Annotated in this window: 17 protein-coding genes; 11 read left to right on the top strand and 6 right to left on the bottom strand. The window is 64.0% G+C overall.

The genetic code is table 11. The annotated features are described in order from the left end of the window. Positions 1-198 precede the first annotated feature (198 nt). The 3 genes from AB7Z56_RS13175 to AB7Z56_RS13185 all read left to right on the top strand — a co-directional run bounded on the left by AB7Z56_RS13175 (position 199) and on the right by AB7Z56_RS13185 (position 3,031). Positions 199-708 carry a MarR family winged helix-turn-helix transcriptional regulator gene (locus tag AB7Z56_RS13175; protein WP_231142628.1) on the top strand — a complete coding sequence of 170 codons (510 nt, stop codon included), beginning with the start codon at positions 199-201 and terminating at the stop codon, positions 706-708. 151 nt (positions 709-859) lie between these two features. Next, positions 860-2,551, top strand: coding sequence for a benzoate-CoA ligase family protein (locus tag AB7Z56_RS13180; RefSeq protein WP_354130623.1), 1,692 nt, complete (start codon positions 860-862; stop codon positions 2,549-2,551). Between the two features lie 21 nt (positions 2,552-2,572). Then, the gene (locus AB7Z56_RS13185) at positions 2,573-3,031 is read left to right on the top strand and encodes a RidA family protein (protein WP_441256270.1); all 459 of its coding nucleotides are present in this window, start codon (positions 2,573-2,575) and stop codon (positions 3,029-3,031) included. A gap of 18 nt (positions 3,032-3,049) precedes the next feature. Here AB7Z56_RS13185 and AB7Z56_RS13190 read toward each other — a convergent pair whose 3' ends face one another. From AB7Z56_RS13190 to AB7Z56_RS13200, 3 genes are all read right to left on the bottom strand, one after another. Next, positions 3,050-3,778 (bottom strand): CBS domain-containing protein, encoded by a 729-nt coding sequence (locus tag AB7Z56_RS13190; RefSeq protein ID WP_354130621.1) that lies wholly within the window; start codon positions 3,776-3,778, stop codon positions 3,050-3,052. 92 nt (positions 3,779-3,870) lie between these two features. After that, positions 3,871-4,845: a CHAD domain-containing protein gene (locus AB7Z56_RS13195; protein WP_071911849.1), complete on the bottom strand. Its 975-nt coding sequence runs from the start codon at positions 4,843-4,845 to the stop codon at positions 3,871-3,873. A 25-nt stretch (positions 4,846-4,870) separates the two neighbouring features. Then, on the bottom strand, positions 4,871-6,394 hold the full coding sequence (locus AB7Z56_RS13200; RefSeq protein WP_354130620.1) for a bifunctional aminoglycoside phosphotransferase/ATP-binding protein: 1,524 nt from the start codon (positions 6,392-6,394) through the stop codon (positions 4,871-4,873). Positions 6,395-6,577: 183 nt separating this feature from the next. On the opposite strand from AB7Z56_RS13200, the gene AB7Z56_RS13205 reads away from it, so the two are divergent. Together AB7Z56_RS13205 and AB7Z56_RS13210 are read left to right on the top strand one after the other, a co-directional pair. Then, on the top strand, positions 6,578-7,417 hold the full coding sequence (locus tag AB7Z56_RS13205) for a universal stress protein (protein ID WP_354130619.1): 840 nt from the start codon (positions 6,578-6,580) through the stop codon (positions 7,415-7,417). A 69-nt stretch (positions 7,418-7,486) separates the two neighbouring features. After that, positions 7,487-10,180 (top strand): bifunctional acetate--CoA ligase family protein/GNAT family N-acetyltransferase, encoded by a 2,694-nt coding sequence (locus AB7Z56_RS13210; protein WP_354130618.1) that lies wholly within the window; start codon positions 7,487-7,489, stop codon positions 10,178-10,180. Between the two features lie 9 nt (positions 10,181-10,189). Here the strand turns inward: AB7Z56_RS13210 and AB7Z56_RS13215 are convergent, their stop codons facing one another. Both AB7Z56_RS13215 and AB7Z56_RS13220 read right to left on the bottom strand, forming a co-directional pair. Then, positions 10,190-10,672 carry a phage holin family protein gene (locus AB7Z56_RS13215; RefSeq protein ID WP_354130617.1) on the bottom strand — a complete coding sequence of 161 codons (483 nt, stop codon included), beginning with the start codon at positions 10,670-10,672 and terminating at the stop codon, positions 10,190-10,192. Beyond that, positions 10,673-10,948 carry a hypothetical protein gene (locus AB7Z56_RS13220; RefSeq protein WP_208087837.1) on the bottom strand — a complete coding sequence of 92 codons (276 nt, stop codon included), beginning with the start codon at positions 10,946-10,948 and terminating at the stop codon, positions 10,673-10,675. It lies immediately after the preceding gene. A 176-nt stretch (positions 10,949-11,124) separates the two neighbouring features. On the opposite strand from AB7Z56_RS13220, the gene AB7Z56_RS13225 reads away from it, so the two are divergent. The 6 genes from AB7Z56_RS13225 (at position 11,125) to AB7Z56_RS13250 (ending at position 16,199) form a co-directional block, all read left to right on the top strand. After that, positions 11,125-12,261, top strand: coding sequence for an ABC transporter permease (locus AB7Z56_RS13225; protein WP_354130616.1), 1,137 nt, complete (start codon positions 11,125-11,127; stop codon positions 12,259-12,261). Between the two features lie 2 nt (positions 12,262-12,263). Beyond that, positions 12,264-13,031: an ABC transporter ATP-binding protein gene (locus tag AB7Z56_RS13230; RefSeq protein ID WP_354130615.1), complete on the top strand. Its 768-nt coding sequence runs from the start codon at positions 12,264-12,266 to the stop codon at positions 13,029-13,031. 3 nt (positions 13,032-13,034) lie between these two features. Beyond that, on the top strand, positions 13,035-14,138 hold the full coding sequence (locus AB7Z56_RS13235) for an ABC-type transport auxiliary lipoprotein family protein (protein WP_354130614.1): 1,104 nt from the start codon (positions 13,035-13,037) through the stop codon (positions 14,136-14,138). 127 nt (positions 14,139-14,265) lie between these two features. Then, positions 14,266-14,979 (top strand): helix-turn-helix domain-containing protein, encoded by a 714-nt coding sequence (locus AB7Z56_RS13240; protein ID WP_441256271.1) that lies wholly within the window; start codon positions 14,266-14,268, stop codon positions 14,977-14,979. A gap of 83 nt (positions 14,980-15,062) precedes the next feature. Beyond that, positions 15,063-15,188: a hypothetical protein gene (locus AB7Z56_RS13245; protein WP_256461316.1), complete on the top strand. Its 126-nt coding sequence runs from the start codon at positions 15,063-15,065 to the stop codon at positions 15,186-15,188. Between the two features lie 282 nt (positions 15,189-15,470). Then, entirely contained in the window at positions 15,471-16,199 is a 729-nt protein-coding gene (locus tag AB7Z56_RS13250) for a Crp/Fnr family transcriptional regulator (protein WP_259256673.1), read from the top strand. A gap of 4 nt (positions 16,200-16,203) precedes the next feature. Here AB7Z56_RS13250 and AB7Z56_RS13255 read toward each other — a convergent pair whose 3' ends face one another. Beyond that, positions 16,204-16,986 carry a cyclase family protein gene (locus AB7Z56_RS13255; RefSeq protein ID WP_259256674.1) on the bottom strand — a complete coding sequence of 261 codons (783 nt, stop codon included), beginning with the start codon at positions 16,984-16,986 and terminating at the stop codon, positions 16,204-16,206. Positions 16,987-17,362: the final 376 nt, after the last annotated feature.

Raw genomic sequence — 17,362 nt, forward strand, 5'->3', positions numbered from 1 at the left:
TGCCGATGATGGCGGCCGCGGCAAGCAAGCTCAAGGCGTGGCCATCCTGCGGGCAGTGCGCATGCAAGTGGCGCGCCAATTATTTGAAGCCTAAAGAAATTCGAGTGTGGTCGATTGTTGCAGCTTTAGGCTTGCGGCCCGGGCCGATTTATTTGAAGCTCAAAACGTTGGGGAATCCGTGCTGGCGCCAGGCCGGCCATGAGTGACTGCATCGAGATGCTCGATTCCGAGACCAAGGCCGTCGAGACGCCGGAGGACCACGCCGAAGAGCTTCGGCTGTGGCTGCGTTTGCTCACCTGCACCACCCTGATCGAAGGCGAAGTCCGTGGCCGCCTGCGACAGCGCTTCGACGTCACGCTGCCCCGGTTTGACCTGATGGCGCAGCTCGACAAGGCGCCCGATGGCATGACGCTGTCCGACGTCTCCAAGCGCATGATGGTGTCTAACGGCAACGTCACCGGCCTCGTCGAACGGCTGGTGGAATCGGGCCATCTCGACCGGCGCACCTCGGAGACGGACCGCCGCGTCCAGGTGATCCGCCTCACAAAGCTGGGTCGCGCCGAGTTTCGCAGGATGGCTGCGGAGCACGAGACCTGGATCGCCGATCTGTTCGCCGACCTGACCCCGAAGGACGTCCGCGAATTGATGCGGCTCCTGGCCAAGACAAAGGCGTCGGCGCAGAAATCGGCCGCTCGCCGCCGGCCGTAGTCCGCCAGCGGGGCACCCCGCCAGTCCCACCACCTTGCCGCAGGAAAATGCATGGGATGCCCAAAATCCGCTATTGCGCCGAATTGTTTTAAGCCTAAAATGTTTCCCATATGATGCTGCCGGGTGCTTTCCATGCTGAAAGGAACGTGCGATGGCCAACGCCGCTAAGGCTCAAGAGTCGGGCTCGTATGACGGCAACGCCGCGACAGCCCACGTCGATACATTCGCACGGCAGCATCTGCCGCCGCGAGAGTTCTGGCCCGAATTCATCTTCACGCGGCCGGAGCTGCACTACCCGCCGCGATTGAACTGCGTCAGCTATTTTCTCGACCGCTGGGTCGAGCAGGGCCACGGCGACGCGCCGTGCGTGATCAGTCCGGCCGTCAGCTACACCTATCGCGAGCTGCAAGCGCTCGTGAACCGCATCGCCAACGTGCTGGTTCGCAAGCTTGGTCTCGTAACCGGCGGACGCGTGCTGCTGCGCTCCGCCAACAATCCGATGATGGTTGCGACCTATCTCGCGGTGATCAAGGCTGGCGGCATCGTCGTGGCGACCATGCCTCTGCTGCGCGCCAAGGAACTATCTTATCCGATCCAGAAGGCGGAGATTACGCTCGCGCTCTGCGATGGAAAACTCTCGGAGGAGATGGAGAAGGCGAAAGCGGCGGCGCCCGGTCTCAAGCACGTGGTCTATTGGGGCAACGGCGCGTCGGACTCGCTCGAGGCGCTGATTGCTGATGCGAGCCCGGAGTTCAAGGCGGTCGATAGCGCCGCCGATGACATCTGCCTGATTGCCTTCACGTCGGGCACGACGGGCGATCCCAAGGGCACCATGCATTTCCATCGGGATATGCTGGCCGTCTGCGACGGTTATGCGCACAACATCTTGAGGGCGGAGCAGAAGGATCGCTTCGTCGGTTCAGCGCCGCTCGCCTTTACCTTCGGCTTCGGCGGCGTGCTGTTTCCGATGCATATCGGCGCTTCCTTCGTCGTGCTGGAGAAGACGACGCCGGACGACATGCTGACGGCGATCGAGCAATACAAGACCTCGGTCTGCTTCACCGCGCCGACCGCCTATCGCGCCATGATCGGCAAGCTCGCGGGTCGCGACATTTCTTCGCTGCGAAAGTGCGTCTCTGCGGGCGAGACCCTCCCCAAGCCGACATTCGATGCCTGGCTCAAGGCCACCGGCATCAAGCTGATGGACGGCATCGGTTCGACCGAGCTGCTGCACATCTTCATCAGCGCGACCGTGGACGAGATCCGTCCCGGCGCAACCGGCAAACCCGTGCCGGGTTACGAAGCAAAAATCGTCGATGACGACGGCAATGACCTGCCGCCGGGCACGATGGGGCGGCTCGCGGTGCGCGGCCCGACCGGCTGCCGCTATCTCGCCGACGAGCGGCAGCGCAAATACGTCCAGAACGGCTGGAACATCACCGGCGATACCTATCTGATGGATAGCGACGGCTACTTCTGGTACCAGTCGCGCTCCGACGACATGATCGTGTCAGCCGGGTACAACATCGCGGGCACGGATGTGGAGGCGGCGCTGCTGACGCATCCATCCGTAGCCGAGTGCGGCGTCGTCGGTGCGCCGGACGAGGCGCGTGGCATGATCGTGAAGGCTTATGTCATCGCCGCCCCCGGTGTGACGCCGGACGCTCAGCTCGCAGCGGAGTTGCAGGAGCATGTCAAACGTGAGATTGCGCCTTACAAATATCCGCGCGCGATCGAGTTCGTGGCGCAACTGCCGAAGACCGAGACCGGCAAGTTGAAGCGATTTGCCCTGCGGCAGTTGGCGCAGGCTGCAGCGACGTCCTCTGGCGTTGCGGCGGAATAAGAGAAGGATGAAGAATTGTCCGTGACGACGCCGAAAGGCCCGCACCTCGCGGTGCTGCCGACAGCAGCCGAGGGCGAAACCGGCTCCAGGGCGCAGGTGCTCCAACCGTCCGGCTGGCCGCTACCGAAAGGCTATGCCAACGGCATGGCCGCCGAGGGACGCATCGTCGTCACCGGCGGCGTGATCGGCTGGGACGTCGAGGAGCGTCTCGCGGAGGGCTTTGTCGCGCAGGTGCGCCAAGCCCTGAGCAACATCGCCGAGATACTGGCGGAGGCGGGTGCGCGGCCCGAGCACCTCGTGCGCCTGACCTGGTACGTCGTCGACATGGACGAATACCTGGCGAACCTGAGGGAGCTCGGCAAGAGCTACCGTGCCACCTTCGGTGCGCACTATCCTGCGATGGCGCTGGTGCAGGTCGTCCGCCTCGTCGAGAGGGCGGCGCGCGTCGAGATCGAAGCCACCGCTGTCATTCCCCGCTAAGTCGCCTTCGGTTCGCGCCTAACTGGCCCTGGCGAGATCGTCGTCCTCGGGCGAATTCATATAGACGCCCGATACAGTGTCGACCCAGCACAGATGGTCGTGCACCTTCTTGACGCCCTCGACGTTCTCCGCCGCGACGACGGCGGCCTGACGCGCGCGTTCCTCGGTGATGACGCCGCTGAGATGAACGATGCCGTCCCGGACGATGACGTTCAGTCCGAACGGGCACCAGTCGTTTTTCTCCATGGTGTCGATGATACGGCCGCGAATGTGATCGTCGTCGGCCGTCGGATCCGGTACCTCGCGGGCGAGCCCCGCCACCGCCTGCAATAAATTCGCGCGCGAGACGATGCCGACGACTTTGTCGCCGCGCACCACCGGCAGCCGCTTTACGTTGTTCCGTTCCATGAGATCAACGATTTCCGCGAGCGCCGTATCCTCGGTGATGGTCACGACCGAGGCGGTCATCACCTCCGAGACCTTGCGGCCATGTTCGTGGACGAAATCGCTGGCGGATGCGCCGGGGCCGAGGATGAACCGCAGCCAGCGGCCTCGCTTGCGACCGGTGCCGATTTCGCTGCGGCGGACGAAATCCCCCTCGGAGACCACGCCGACCAGCTTGCCGGCATCGTCGACCACGGTGAGGCCGCTGACGTGCCGCTTCAGCATGATGTTTGCCGCCTCGACGATGCTGGTGTGGGGGGCAACCGAGATGACCGAGCGGGTCATGATCTGGTGGGCGCGCATGGGAAAGCTCCGCAAGTTCACACGAATATCGATGTGTGGAGCTTAGGGCACCGGCAGGAAGCTGATTTGACCCAAGTCAAGCTGGTCCGCACCTAATCCTCGGGCTCTGCATTCGGGGCGAGGTCGGAGGAGCGGAACGGCTTGGCCTTGTCCAGTTTCCGGTAAGCGTTCGAGGCGGTCCGCAACAGCTTCTTTTGGCGCTTCCGGTTGAGGAAGCGAATGCCCGCCTCGGGGACGGCCTCGTTCAGCGACGCTGCCAGGGTTTGGCCTCGTGCATCGTCGTTCAATTGCCCGAGGGACTTCTGCGCCTTGCGCAATTGCTTGAGGATCGACTTCTGTTTGGTCAGCGATTCGTCTGCAAACAAATCCTCTAGCGATTCGATCGAATAGGTCAGCCGTTTGTTGAGGAGCCGCAGCTTGTGCCGTTTTTCGACGTCGAGCTTGCGGAGTTTCCGCGCCTTCCTGAGCAGCGTCGTTTCCCATTCCGTAAGCTGCGCCGTCGCGTGGTCGGCAAGCGGGCAACGGCGCAATCGGATGGCCTCCTTGCTGCGCCGGGTCGACCAAGGACCGCTCTCGATCCAGGCCGAGGTCTGCTCGACAAGACGGCGATACCGCGCCGATTGCAGCGCGCGCGCCAGCAGGCGGTGGCTCTCGGCGCGCTTCTCGTCCCAATGCTGGAGCTCGGCGATCACATCAAGCTCGCCTCCGCTCTCGGCGATAACCCGCTCGATCGCCACGTCGAGGTCGCGCACCATGCCGAGCTGGCTGTTCAGCCATTTCAGTTCGGCCCAGACATTCGGCCGCAGGGCATCGTCGACCATGGGCGAGAAGAAGCGGATGGCGGTGCGCAGATGCGTCAGTGCGATCCGGATCTGATGCAGCGCCTCGGGATCGCCGTGGCAGGTGCCATCGTGCTGGGCGAGGACGGCATCGAGGTGACGGCGGGCGATGATCCGGAACGCGGTGTCGCAGGCCATGCCAGGGCTGAGGCGGCCGGGCAGAACATTGCGCCGCGCCGCAGGCTTGGCGCGAGCGGTCGCCATCGAACTCGTGGTGGGTCGCGCCATCCTAGCCCGCGCCAATCAGATTGCCCTATTTGCCCTCAGCGATTACGTCCCGGCAATTCTGGAGCGTCTGCGCTTGTGTCCTGGATGCATCGATGGTCGCCCAACCGACATGGCCGATATTATAGTGCTCTTGCTGCGCGGCAACCTCTTGCGTGGCGTCGGACGCGTCGCCCCGGCGGCCGCCGATTCGCGCCTGGCGGGTGGCGAGGTCGGCGACGAGGAATAGTCCATTGAGCGGTACGCCGCACTCGTGGGCCAGGGCGGCCATCTCGTCTCGCTCGGACTCGCGCGCAAAGACGGCGTCGACGATTGCCGAATGGCCTTGCGCCAGAACCTGCCGGGCGCGCTGCATCAGCACCTCGTAGACCTGCGCCGTCACGTCAGGCCGGTACGTGGACGGCGGTAGCCGTTCGGTGTGTCCCACCTGAAACAGCTGCTTGCGAATGACGTCGCTGCGCAGCACGACGGCGCCCGGCTGTGGTGCCACGGCGGGCGCCAGCGCGCGCGCGAGCACGGATTTGCCGGTACCCGACAGTCCGCCAACCGCGATCAGGCGAGGGGCGGGGGGATGAATCAAAGCCCGGGCGAGCTCGAAATAGCGGCGCGCCTCGTCGAGAGTGCCGGGGCCGTCGGCATCAGGCCGTCTCAGCCGCGCCAGCGCCACCTGCGCACGGATCGCCGCGCGAATGGACATGAACAGTGGCAGCGCAGCCAGGGCGTCGAGCGTTTCGCCGGGCGCCGTCATCAGATAATGGTTCAGGACGGCATTGGCCGTGGCCGACTGGTCATGGCGCAGCAGGTCCATCAGCGTGAACGCAAGATCGTAGAGCACGTCCACGGTCGCCATCTGCGCGTCGAATTCGATCGCGTCGAACAGGACAGGCTGCCGATCGATCAACGCGATATTGGCAAGATGCAAGTCGCCGTGACAGCGGCGCACGAAACCGTGGCGCGCGCGTTCTTCCAGTGTAGCGCGGACGCGCAGGAATGCCTGATGTGAGGCTTCGCAGAGTTGCTCGATCTGGGCGGCTTCGAAATGATCGCCATTGCGCAGCCCGGTGCTGTTGCCATCGATCAGCGCAGGAATGGAGGCAATCCATGCGGTGCCGTCCGCGACCGGCGCTCTCGCATGCGATGCTGCGATCGCATCCGCGATGGCCGGGGCGAGCTCTGCATCCAGCGGGCCGGTTTTGGCCACACGGTCCAGCGTCCGGTTTTCGTCGAAGCGGGACATGTCGACCGCATACTCGACCGGCCGGCCGCCACCGTCGATCTCGATCGATCCATCCGGCTCCTCCGTGATCGCCACGACGCGGTGATAGATTTGCGGCGCGAGCGGCCGGTTGATCCTGATCTCCTCTTCGCAGGCCGCCTCGCGCTTTTCGAGCGTCGAATAGTCGAGGAATGGAAACTTGACAGCCCGCTTGATCTTCAGGGCGCGCGTTCCGTCGAGAAACACCGACGCTGCGTGGGTGTTGATCCGCTTTACGCCAGGACGCGCGTTTAGAGCTTCGAAGACCCGTTCCTGGATTGCAGAATCGTCTGTCATCTCAGCAGGCATTTCCAGATGCGTCAGCGGTGAGGCAGCAGGCTAATCCTTAGAGGCGGATCGGGGCCAGTCCTTGACATCGGTCAAAGCCTGTCGTCGGCTGGCTGCGCGGTGTTCCCGCCTTGAGGAGGATCAAGCTTCCCGGCGAAAGGTGGCTTATCCTAACCGGTAAGGAGAATCCCGATGCCCATCAAGGATGTCTTTCTGCCGCTTGTCGGCCAACCGCGCGGACCGGCCCTCGCCGCGATCGCGACATGCGTGGCTGTCACCGCCGACCTCGGCGCCAGGATCACCGCGCTCGCGCTCGAGGAAGATGTTTTCGTGCGGCCGAAGGTCATCATCCCTGGCGATCTGGATTCCGCGGAGGCGAGCGGTTCGCGTGAGGTAAGCGACGTGCAGCAACTCCTCAACGCCTTCACCAATGCAGCCTCCCGCGCCAACATTCGCGCCCAAAGCCGATCGGGCAAGGTGCCCGCGGACCAGATCGCGTCGATCCTGGCCGAGCATGCGCGCTTCAGCGATCTGACGCTGGTCCCCGTGAGGCCGCATGACAGTCAGACGGAGCGCATCATCGAAACGCTCCTGTTCGAATCCGGCCGGCCGCTGCTGCTCTGCCCGGAACAGCATGTGGACGAGCTGCGACCGGAGTTCGAGAACGTCATGATCGCCTGGGATCACTCCGCCCGCGCCGCGCGGGCCGTCGGCGACGCGCTGCCCATTCTTCAGGCTGCTTCATCCGTCCGGGTGGTCACGGTGGCGGACGACAAGACCGATGCCATCGTGCAATCCGGAACCGCGCTCGTCGATCATCTGAGGGAACACGGGGTCTACGCCTCGTTCGAAACGACGAAGGGCGGCGGCAGCTCGATCGGCAAGGTGCTCGGAAGCTGGGCTAATTCCCATGCCGTGGATGCGATCGTGATGGGCGCCTACCATCATTCACGCCTGAACGAGATCGTTTGGGGTGGTGTGACAAAGACTGTCATTGGCCAGCCGCCGTGCTGGGTTATGATCTCGCACTAGGCGCATCGCCAGTTTATCGGCCTAATTGTCAATCATCGGAACCGCCACCGACCGGGCGCATTTGCTTTCATGTCAACCTATCGCTTGAAGAATCTGCTGTCGCCGCGTTCGGTTGCGCTCGTCGGCGCGAGCGCCCGCCCGGTCTCGGTCGGACGCGCCGTTCTCGAGAACATTCACAAAGCCGAGTTCAAGGGTCGGTTCGGCCTCGTCAATCCGCGCCATGCCGAGATCGGCGGCATCGCTGCGGTGGGCAGTCTGGACAGGCTGGACTTCGTGCCCGAGCTCGTGGTCATCACCGCGCCGGCGCGGGAGGTTCCCGGCATCATTGACCAGGCCGGACGTCGCGGCTCGGCCGGCGCGCTGATCGTCTCGGCGGGCCTCGGTCACGGACCGGGATCCCTGCACGAGGCCGCGATCGCTGCTGCACGCAAATACGGCATGCGGCTGATTGGGCCGAACTGCCTCGGCATCATGATGCCGGGCGTCAGCCTCAATGCAAGCTTTGCCGCGCACATGCCGGGGGCGGGCAACCTCGCGCTGATCTCGCAATCCGGCGCGATCGCGGCCGGAATGGTGGATTGGGCTGCGCAGCGCGGCGTTGGGTTCTCCGGCATTGTCACGATCGGCGATCAGATCGATGTCGATATTGCCGACCTGCTCGATCATTTCGCGATGGATCCCAAGACCCGCGCGATCCTGCTTTACATCGAAGCCATCAAGGACGCGCGCAAGTTCATGTCGGCGGCACGGGCCGCGGCGCGCGTCAAGCCGGTCGTCGTGGTGAAGTCCGGCCGCATGGCGCAGGGTGCCAAAGCGGCGGCAACCCATACCGGCGCGCTCGCCGGCGCCGACGCCGTCTATGACGCCGCGTTCCGCCGTGCGGGCGTCCTGCGGGTCTCCGATCTGCGCGAGCTGTTCGATTGCGCCGAGACGCTCGGTCGCGTTGAACCGCCGGCGGGAAAGCGTCTCGCCATCCTCACCAATGGCGGCGGCATCGGCGTCTTGGCCGTGGATCGGTTGGTGGACCTTGGTGGAATCCCGGCGCCCATCTCGGCTGAGACGCGCAAGAGCCTCGATGCAGTGCTGCCACCGACCTGGTCGGGTGCAAATCCCGTCGACATCGTCGGTGATGCCGATGCATCGCGCTACGCGGCCGCACTGGAGGTGCTGCTCGCAGATCCTGATAATGATGCCGTCCTCGTCCTCAACGTGCAGACCGCGATCGCCCCGGCGGCCGACATCGCCGCGACCGTGACGGAGCTCGTCCGCAAATATCGCGAGAAGCAGCGTCGATGGGCGAAGCCGGTGCTGGCGGCTTGGGTTGGAGCCGATCAGAACATCGTTCAGGCGCTCTCCGGCGCGGGCATTCCGAATTATCCGACCGAAGATGACGCGGTGCGCGGCTTCATGCATCTCGTGAGGCATCGCGAGGTCGTAGAGGAGCTGAGCCAGGTTCCTCCCGCGATGCCCGACACGTTCGTGCCTGACGCCCGAGCTGCCAGGCAGATCGTCGCCGCTGCGATCGCGGACGGCCGCAAATGGCTCGAGCCCATCGAGATCAAGCACCTGCTCGGAGCCTATGACATCGCGATGGTACCGACCCGTGCTGCGACCGATGTCGAGCAAGTCGTCGCCTGCGCCAGCGAGATGTTCGCGCAGGGCGTCACAGTCGTGCTGAAGATCATGTCGCGCGACATCGTCCACAAGTCGGACGTCGGCGGCGTCGTCCTCAATCTGACCACGCCGGAGGCCGTGCGCGCGGCTGCCACCGACATTCTCGCGCGGGCGAGGAAGCTCCGTCCCGAAGCCCGCATCGAGGGCGTCATCGTGCAGGCGATGGTCGTCAAGGCGAAGGCGCGCGAGCTGATCCTAGGTCTTGCCGACGATCCCACCTTTGGCACCGTTGTCGTCTTCGGCCGGGGCGGGACGGCGGTCGAGATCATCAACGACAAGGCACTGGCGCTTCCGCCGCTCGATCTGCAACTCGCCCGCGACCTGATCGGCCGCACGCGCGTATCACGGCTGCTGAAGGCCTATCGCGACGTACCCGCGGTCGAGCCGGACGCCGTCGCGATGGTGTTGGTCAAGCTCGCCCAGATGGCCGCCGACATTCCCGAGATCCGGGAATTCGACATCAACCCACTGCTTGCGGACGAGACCGGCGTGACCGCGGTCGACGCCCGCGTCGCGGTGGGGCCGCCGCAGCGCAAATTTGCCGGCTCCGGCCCGGCCAACTTCGCCGTCCGGGCCTATCCGTCGCAGTGGGAGCGCCGGCTGGCGCTCAAGGATGACTGGCGCATCTTCGTACGGCCCTTGCGTCCGGAGGACGAGCCGACCATCCACGAATTCCTGCGTCACGTCACGGCGCACGACCTCCGCCTGCGCTTCTTCGCGCCGATGAAGGAGTTCACCCACGAGTTCATCGCGCGCCTGACCCAGCTCGATTATGCCCGCGCAATGGCCTTCATCGCATTCGACGAAGCGACCGGCGAGATGGTCGGCGTGGTCCGGCTCCATTCGGACTCGGTCTATGAGAGCGGCGAATATGCGATCCTGCTGCGGTCGGACCTCAAGGGTAGGGGGCTCGGATGGGCGTTGATGCAGTTGATCATCGACTATGCGAGGTCGGAGGGGCTGAAGACCATCTCGGGCGATGTTCTCAGGGAGAACACCACAATGCTTGAGATGTGCCGCCAGCTCGGCTTCGACGTGAAGCCGGATTCGACCGAGCCCGACCTCTGTGACGTCAGGCTCAAGCTCTGAGCGTTCCGATCACGAGTGCGCTTCGCGCGATGCGGCGGATTCCGTGGCCGTTTTCCGCAGACTCTTGACGATGATCGCGATCAGCGGCACCAGCACCGGCACAATTGTGCTGAGCGGATGATGGACCGCGCCTGACACCTGGGCCTGGAGCGCCCGCGCCTCGAGCTGCAAGGCTTCGATGGATGCGCCGTGAATTTCATTGGCGAGCTCGATGTCGCGGCCGGATGGAGGACGGCCGGCAACGACGAAGAGAACCGCCGCGATGGCGAAATTGACGGCGCCGAGGATGGCAGCCGCCGCAATTGCGCTCCAGATCTGGACCAGCGCGAAATAGGCCGACAGCTCCAGCATCAGGAGCCCGAATGTCGCGATCAGGGCCGCGAAGGCCCGCAGGCCGAGGCCGATCAACAGATGGCGCAGCTTGATGTCCGCGATGATCCTGTCCGCGCGCCACAGCACGCGCAGATGTTTGACGACATTCTCGGTATTCACTTAATGTCTCCTCAGCATGACGCCGACGACGACGCCGAGTGCGAAAGCGGAGGCGAGCGATGTGACCGGGCGTTCCACAATGAGGCGCTGAAGCTGCTCCTGCTCGTCGCTGACGGTTTCTCCGAGCTCGGCAAGCGCGGCCTTGATCTGATCGGCCAGAGCCTCGGCCCGGTCTTTCGAGCTGTCGAACATCTCTTCGCCTGCGGTGCTCAGCAGACGCGTGACGTCAACCTTCAACGCTCGCAGTTCTTCGCTCATCCTGTCGCTGTTGAACATGGATTTGAGAACTCCCTTGAATGGAAGCGACCCTAAGGCCCGGCGGCGCGGCCGCGCTTGATTTGCGTCAAGGGACGGCGCGTGGCCCTGGTGTTGAGACAGGTCAACCCGGCCGCCACATGCTGGCCTAGAAGTGGCGGCTGAATGGGGGCCAATTGTCCCGATGAGGTGGAAGCGTGAACTCCGAACCGCTGTTGCTGGCAACGCCGTCCGGCGATGCGCTGAAATTGCGCCCGGAAGGGCCGTGGACGGCAGCCAACGTCTCGGCGCTCGAAACGCTGTCCCGATCGGTCGGAGCGGATGTCGATCGATCCAGCGCCGTGACGCTGGACATGTCCGGCGTCAGTGCGCTCGACACGCTCGGCGCCTGGGTGTTGGAGAAGCTGTCGCGACGGGCCGCATCATCCGGCAGATCGGCCGAATTCGTCGGCGTTGCCGATCATTTCAGCGGCCTGATGGATGAGGTGCGTCAGGTCAACCGCCACCCCCCGGCGGTTGCGGCCGCGCCAAACCCGATTCTGCTCAGGCTCGGCGATCTCGGCAAATCTACGGTTGGCGCGCGCGAAGACGTCACGATCTTTCTTCAAATGCTGGGTGCATTGTTCATCGCCGTGATCGGCGTGCTGCGCCGGCCACGCTCGCTGCGGCTGACATCGCTTGTCTATCAGCTCTACCGGATCGGCTGGCAGGCCATTCCGATTGTCGTTCTCATTACCTTCCTGATCGGTGCCATCATCGCCCAGCAGGGGTTCTTTCATTTCCGCAGATTCGGTGCGGAGTCCTACACTGTCGACATGGTCGGCATCCTGGTGCTGCGCGAGCTGGGTGTGCTGATCGTCGCCATCATGGTCGCAGGACGTTCGGGGAGCGCGTACACCGCCGAGCTCGGCTCGATGAAGATGCGCGAGGAGATCGATGCGCTCTCGACCATGGGCCTCGATCCCGTCCATGTCCTGATACTGCCGCGAGTAGCAGCCCTCGTCATCGCGCTGCCGATCCTCGCGTTCATTGGGGCGGTTGCGGCGCTCTATGGTGGAGGGCTGGTCGCGCAGTTCTACGGCGGCATGGCGCCGGCGATCTACATCGCGCGGCTGCATGAGGCCATCTCCGTCACCCATTTCGAGGTCGGCATCCTGAAGGCGCCCTTCATGGCTCTGGTGATCGGGATCGTCGCCTGCAGCGAAGGATTGCGCGTGAAGGGCAGCGCTGAATCGCTCGGGCGGCAGACGACCACGTCGGTGGTGAAGTCGATCTTCCTGGTGATCGTGCTCGACGGCCTGTTCGCGATCTTCTTCGCTTCGATCGGAATGTAACAATGGACGAATCGCAAGAGGTATTGGCGATCCGCGTTCGCGACCTCGTGGTCGGCTTCGGTCGCCAGACTGTGCTCGACCATCTGTCGCTCGACGTCCGCCGAGGCGAAATCCTCGGGCTCGTCGGTGCGTCCGGCGGCGGCAAGTCGGTCTTGATGCGCACCATCATTGGCCTGATCCCGCGCCAGGGCGGGAGCATCGAAGTCATGGGACGGCCGATCGGTGGCCGCAAGGACGGCGCGGCCAAGACGTGGGGCATCCTGTTTCAGCAGGGTGCGCTGTTCTCCTCGCTGACAGTTCGTCAAAACGTGCAGTTTCCGCTCCGCGAAAATCTCGTGCTGTCGCAGGAGCTGATGGACGAGATCGCCATCGCCAAGCTCGAGATGGTCGGGTTGCGAGCGCAGGACGCCGACAAATATCCGTCCGAGCTCTCGGGCGGCATGACCAAACGCGTGGCGCTGGCCCGCGCACTCGCGCTCGATCCGCCGATCCTGTTCCTGGACGAGCCGACCTCCGGTCTCGACCCGATTGCCGCCGGCGATTTTGACGCGCTGATCGGGACGCTGCAGAAGACCCTCGGCCTCACCGTGTTCATGGTCACCCATGATCTTGCGAGCCTCACCACGGTCTGCGACCGCGTCGCCGCGCTCGCCGACGGCAAGATCGTGGCGATCGGTCCGATGCGCGATTTGCTGCAATCCGAGCATCCCTGGGTGCGCGCCTATTTCCACGGCAAGCGCTCGCAGATGCTGCAACACGAGATGAGATGAGACATGGAAACCCGGGCTCCCTACGTGCTGATCGGCAGCTTCGTGCTGGCCGCTATCCTTGCGGTGTTCGGCTTCGTCTATTGGCTGAACAACACGGGCGGCATCGGGCCGCGCGCGAACTATCATGTGCAATTCCAGGGTCCGGTGCCGGGTCTGCTGGTCGGTGCCGGTGTGCTGTTCAACGGCATCCGGGTCGGCGAGGTGACGCAGATCGGCCTCGCGCCGGATAATCCGCGCTTCGTCAATGCGACGATCTCGGTTGCCTCGACGACACCCGTGCGTACCGACACCAAGGTCGGGCTGGATTTCCAGGGGCTGACCGGCGTGCCGGTGGTGACGCTGGAGGGCGGCATGATCGTTGCCAAGGCCGGCGAGCCCGTGACCCTGGTCGCCGATGCCGGTGCAGGCCAGAGCATGACGCAGGCTGCGCGCGATGCGCTGCGACGGGTCGACACCGTGCTGGAGGACAATTCCGGTCCGCTGAAGGACACTATCGCGAACCTCAAGATATTCTCCGACGGGCTCGCGCGCAACACCGGCAAGATCGACGGTATTCTGGCAGGCCTGGAAAAGATGACCGGCGGCGGGACGCCGGCGCAGAAGATCACCTATGACCTGCGCACGCCGCAGAATCTTGGGCCGGCCGGCAAGACGCTTTCGGCGTCACTGGCGATTCCCGAGCCGACCGCGGTCGCGATGCTCCAGACCCAGCGCATGTTGTTTGCACCCAGCGGGGATAATCCGGGCTTTGCCGAATTCCTCTGGGCCGACAGCATTCCGAAGCTGGTGCAGGCGCGGCTGATCGACAGTTTTGAGAATTACGACATCGCCCACGCGCCCTTACGCACGAGCGATCTCGGCCAGGCGGACTACCAGCTTCTGATCGACATCAGGCGCTTCCGGATCGCCACGGAAGGCGAGGCTCGGGTCGAGATTGGACTGTCGGCACGCATCGTCGACAAGAACGGCAAGGTGGTGGCGTCGCGCCTCGTCGAGACCAGCGAGAAGCTTGACAAGGTCGAGCCGGCCGCAGCGGTCGCAGCGTTCGACACAGCTTTCGCCCGCATTGCAAAGGAGCTGATCGGCTGGACGGTGCAGGCGGTCTAGCAACAGCACAAGACGGCCATGCCCGCCAAAATTGATCTGGGTCAATCGGCTTTGGCGCAGTGCAGTAAAATGCAGCCCGCGCGGTGGGCTCGGCCTGATGCGGGGCAGCCGGTGCTTGGAGCGGTAGATGAAGGCTTCCGTGGTGACGATCGAGCCGAACGGGCATTTTTGTAGCGATTGTGCGGTCCGCGACTTCGCGGTGTGCTCGTCGCTGGACCCGGCCGAGCTCAGGGAATTCGAGCATCTGGGGCGCCGCGTCCTCTTTGACGGGGGCGAGACCGTCTTTTCCGAGGAGGACAGCACGACCTCGTTCTACAATCTCCTCGACGGCGTCATGCGGCTCTACAAGCTGTTGCCCGACGGCCGGCGACAGATCGTGGGATTTGCGTTACCAGGCGATTTCCTGGGGATGAATATTTCCGGCCGTCACAATTTTTCGGGGGATGCGATCGGTGGCGTCACCGTGTGCCAGTTCGCGAAGGCGCCTTTCGGCCGCTTCGTCGAGAGCCGGCCGCATCTCCTCAGGCGGATCAACGAGCTGGCGATTCGCGAGTTGAGCCAGGCGCGCGACCACATGGTCCTGCTCGGCCGCCGATCGGCGGACGAGAAAGTCGCGACGTTTCTGCTCGCCTGGCGCGAGCGGCTATTCTCGCTGAAGGGGGCGTCGGACACTGTTCAGCTGCCGATGAGTCGTCAGGACATTGCCGATTATCTCGGCCTGACCATCGAAACCGTCAGTCGCACCTTCACCAAGCTGGAGCGACATGGGGTGATCGAGATCGTTCATGGCGGCATCAGCCTGCTCGATCCGGCGAAGGTCGAGGCCTTGGCTGCGGCCTGATCCGGCGCTCGCCAATTTTGATCCCAATCAATGACGGCGGTCGTGCGCCGCCAATAATGCCCAAAATAACAGGGGAGGGCATCATGCCGACTGACGCACTGCTGGTGACGATCGCTGTCGTGGTCGTTTTTGTCACATTCGCCGGGGCCTTGGCATGGGCAGACCGGCAAACCAGCGCAGGTCGGCCCGATTCGGACGCCAAGCACTGACGGTCCCGAGATCACAATCGCGTTTTACCGTGCTTGCCGCGGAGGCTTCCACGGCCAGCTCGCGGCCGTTCGGCAGCGCCTCAACGCAATGGTGCGCGCGATAGCTGCAACTCTGCATCGACCGGGACACATTGGCTCATCCCCCGGATGCCGCCTTGGCGCCCGACCGCGGCATTTTCGCCGTATTTGGCTCAAACCGTGCATATGCTTTCCGGTTGAAAAGCCTGCTAACGTTGACTACGCAGGAACTCCAGTGCCTCGCAGTCTTAGGAGCCGAGCGGCGTGCCTCAGGACAAGACCGGCGACCCCCGACAAGCGGCGGGTAACAAATTATCGGTCCTGCGCAAGCACCCGATCTTCGCGGATCTGGAGCCAGATGCGCTCGATCAACTCTGCCGCTACGCCAAGCACACCACGGTGAAGCGCGGTGCGACCATCGCCGCCAAGGGCGATCCCGGCAACAACCTGTTCGCGGTGATCACGGGAACAGTGAAGATTTCCTCTTCTTCGCCGGATGGAAGGAACGCTATTCTGAATCTGATCGGTCCTGGAGAAATCTTTGGCGAGATCGCGGTTCTCGACGGCGCGCCGCGCTCGGCCGACGCGACTGCCAACACCAATTGCGAACTCTACATCATCGACCGTCGCGACTTCCTGCCATTCGTGAAGAGCCAGCCGGCGCTGGCGATGAAGTTCATCGAGCTGCTTTGCGCGCGCCTGCGCTGGACCAGCCAGCAGGTCGAGCAGGTGATCCTGCAAAATCTGCCGGGCCGGCTTGCGAGCGCGCTGCTCGGTCTCACCGAAGAGCGCAAGTTCGACTCCGGCAGCGGCACGCTCGCCATCACGCAGCAGGAGATCAGCGAGATGGTGGGGATGACGCGCGAGAGCATCAACAAGCAATTGCGCGCCTGGGCCGGCCGCAACTGGGTTCGTCTCGAGCACGGCGCCATCGTCGTGCTGGATACCGATGCGCTGCACGACCTCGCCGAGAGCGGCCTCAACGGCGAGTGAGGCCTCAGACCTGATTGTCGACGATGGCGACCGCTCGGGTCCACCCTGCGGACGCTCGCTCGATCTTCACCGGGAAGCATGAGACCGTGAATCCGGTCGACGGCAGCTTGTCGAGATTGTGCAGCTTCTCGAGATGGCAATAGCCGATGTGTCGTCCCGCCTTGTGACCTTCCCAGATCAGGCCGGCATCTTTTGTTTCGGCATATTTCTTCGCGGTGTAGACGAACGGCGCGTCCCAGCTCCAGCCGTCGGTGCCGGTCAGCCGCACGCCGCGTTCGAGCAGGTACATGGTGGCCTCATAGCCCATGCCGCAGCCGGAGTTGACGTAATCGGCCTGGCCGAATTTGGCGCCGGCGCTGGTATTGACGACCACGATCTCCAGCGGCGACAGCGTGTGCCCGATCCGTTTCAGCTCCTTCTCGACATCGTCGGCAGTCACCACGTACCCATTGGCCAGGTGGCGGAAGTCGAGCTTCACGCCGGGCTGCAGGCACCATTCGAGCGGCACCTCGTCGATCGTCCATGACCGCTCGCCGCGATTCATGGTCGGGTGGAAGTGCCAGGGCGCGTCGAGATGCGTGCCGTTGTGGGTGGACAGCGAGACCTGCTCGACCGCCCAGCCCTGGCCATCCGGCAAATCCTCCGCCTTGAGGCCGTCGAAGAACTGCAGCATGCGGGGCAAGCCCTGCTGGTGATCAATATATTGGATCGTCGGGTGATTGCCCGGCGGATCGGCCGTCACGTCGTTTCCGAGCGGCACGGAAATATCGATCAGCTTCCGCGGCATGGGCATTTCCTCGCGATGTTCCGTTTCGGCGCATCTTGGGCGGGCTCTCCCTGTGGCGTCAAGTAACGCCCCAGTGCAGGCGATTTCGGAAAAACGGGGCATTCGCCGATCGCGCCCTCGAAGTGATGCATGATCGATCGATGCAACTCCAGCATTGATCGATGCCGGATTTGGCTTGGACTCAGAATGCCGCCCGCCCTAGGGACGACGTTGGCGACATCGCGCTGACCAGCGCGCATCGCACAAGGATGGGGCGACCGTCACGTCTGCACCTCCAAGCCGCAACCAATAGCGGTCGATTCTAAAACCAGAGGAACGTCCATGGATATGACGAGCATCGTCACCTCGCGTCCGGCATTGGCCGACGGCGAGGCGG

This window comes from Bradyrhizobium sp. 482_C4_N1_8 (assembly GCF_052075965.1).
GTDB lineage: Bacteria > Pseudomonadota > Alphaproteobacteria > Rhizobiales > Xanthobacteraceae > Bradyrhizobium > Bradyrhizobium barranii.

Excerpts from the sequence above, each read along its gene's own strand:
- AB7Z56_RS13175 (WP_231142628.1), top strand. The coding sequence starts at position 199 with ATGAGTGACTGCATCGAGATGCTCGATTCCGAGACCAAGGCCGTCGAG.
- AB7Z56_RS13180 (WP_354130623.1), top strand. The coding sequence starts at position 860 with ATGGCCAACGCCGCTAAGGCTCAAGAGTCGGGCTCGTATGACGGCAAC.
- AB7Z56_RS13190 (WP_354130621.1), bottom strand. The coding sequence starts at position 3,778 with ATGCGCGCCCACCAGATCATGACCCGCTCGGTCATCTCGGTTGCCCCC.
- AB7Z56_RS13195 (WP_071911849.1), bottom strand. The coding sequence starts at position 4,845 with ATGGCGCGACCCACCACGAGTTCGATGGCGACCGCTCGCGCCAAGCCT.
- AB7Z56_RS13200 (WP_354130620.1), bottom strand. The coding sequence starts at position 6,394 with ATGACAGACGATTCTGCAATCCAGGAACGGGTCTTCGAAGCTCTAAAC.
- AB7Z56_RS13205 (WP_354130619.1), top strand. The coding sequence starts at position 6,578 with ATGCCCATCAAGGATGTCTTTCTGCCGCTTGTCGGCCAACCGCGCGGA.
- AB7Z56_RS13210 (WP_354130618.1), top strand. The coding sequence starts at position 7,487 with ATGTCAACCTATCGCTTGAAGAATCTGCTGTCGCCGCGTTCGGTTGCG.
- AB7Z56_RS13220 (WP_208087837.1), bottom strand. The coding sequence starts at position 10,948 with ATGTTCAACAGCGACAGGATGAGCGAAGAACTGCGAGCGTTGAAGGTT.
- AB7Z56_RS13230 (WP_354130615.1), top strand. The coding sequence starts at position 12,264 with ATGGACGAATCGCAAGAGGTATTGGCGATCCGCGTTCGCGACCTCGTG.
- AB7Z56_RS13235 (WP_354130614.1), top strand. The coding sequence starts at position 13,035 with ATGGAAACCCGGGCTCCCTACGTGCTGATCGGCAGCTTCGTGCTGGCC.
- AB7Z56_RS13240 (WP_441256271.1), top strand. The coding sequence starts at position 14,266 with ATGAAGGCTTCCGTGGTGACGATCGAGCCGAACGGGCATTTTTGTAGC.
- AB7Z56_RS13245 (WP_256461316.1), top strand. The coding sequence starts at position 15,063 with ATGCCGACTGACGCACTGCTGGTGACGATCGCTGTCGTGGTCGTTTTT.
- AB7Z56_RS13255 (WP_259256674.1), bottom strand. The coding sequence starts at position 16,986 with ATGCCGCGGAAGCTGATCGATATTTCCGTGCCGCTCGGAAACGACGTG.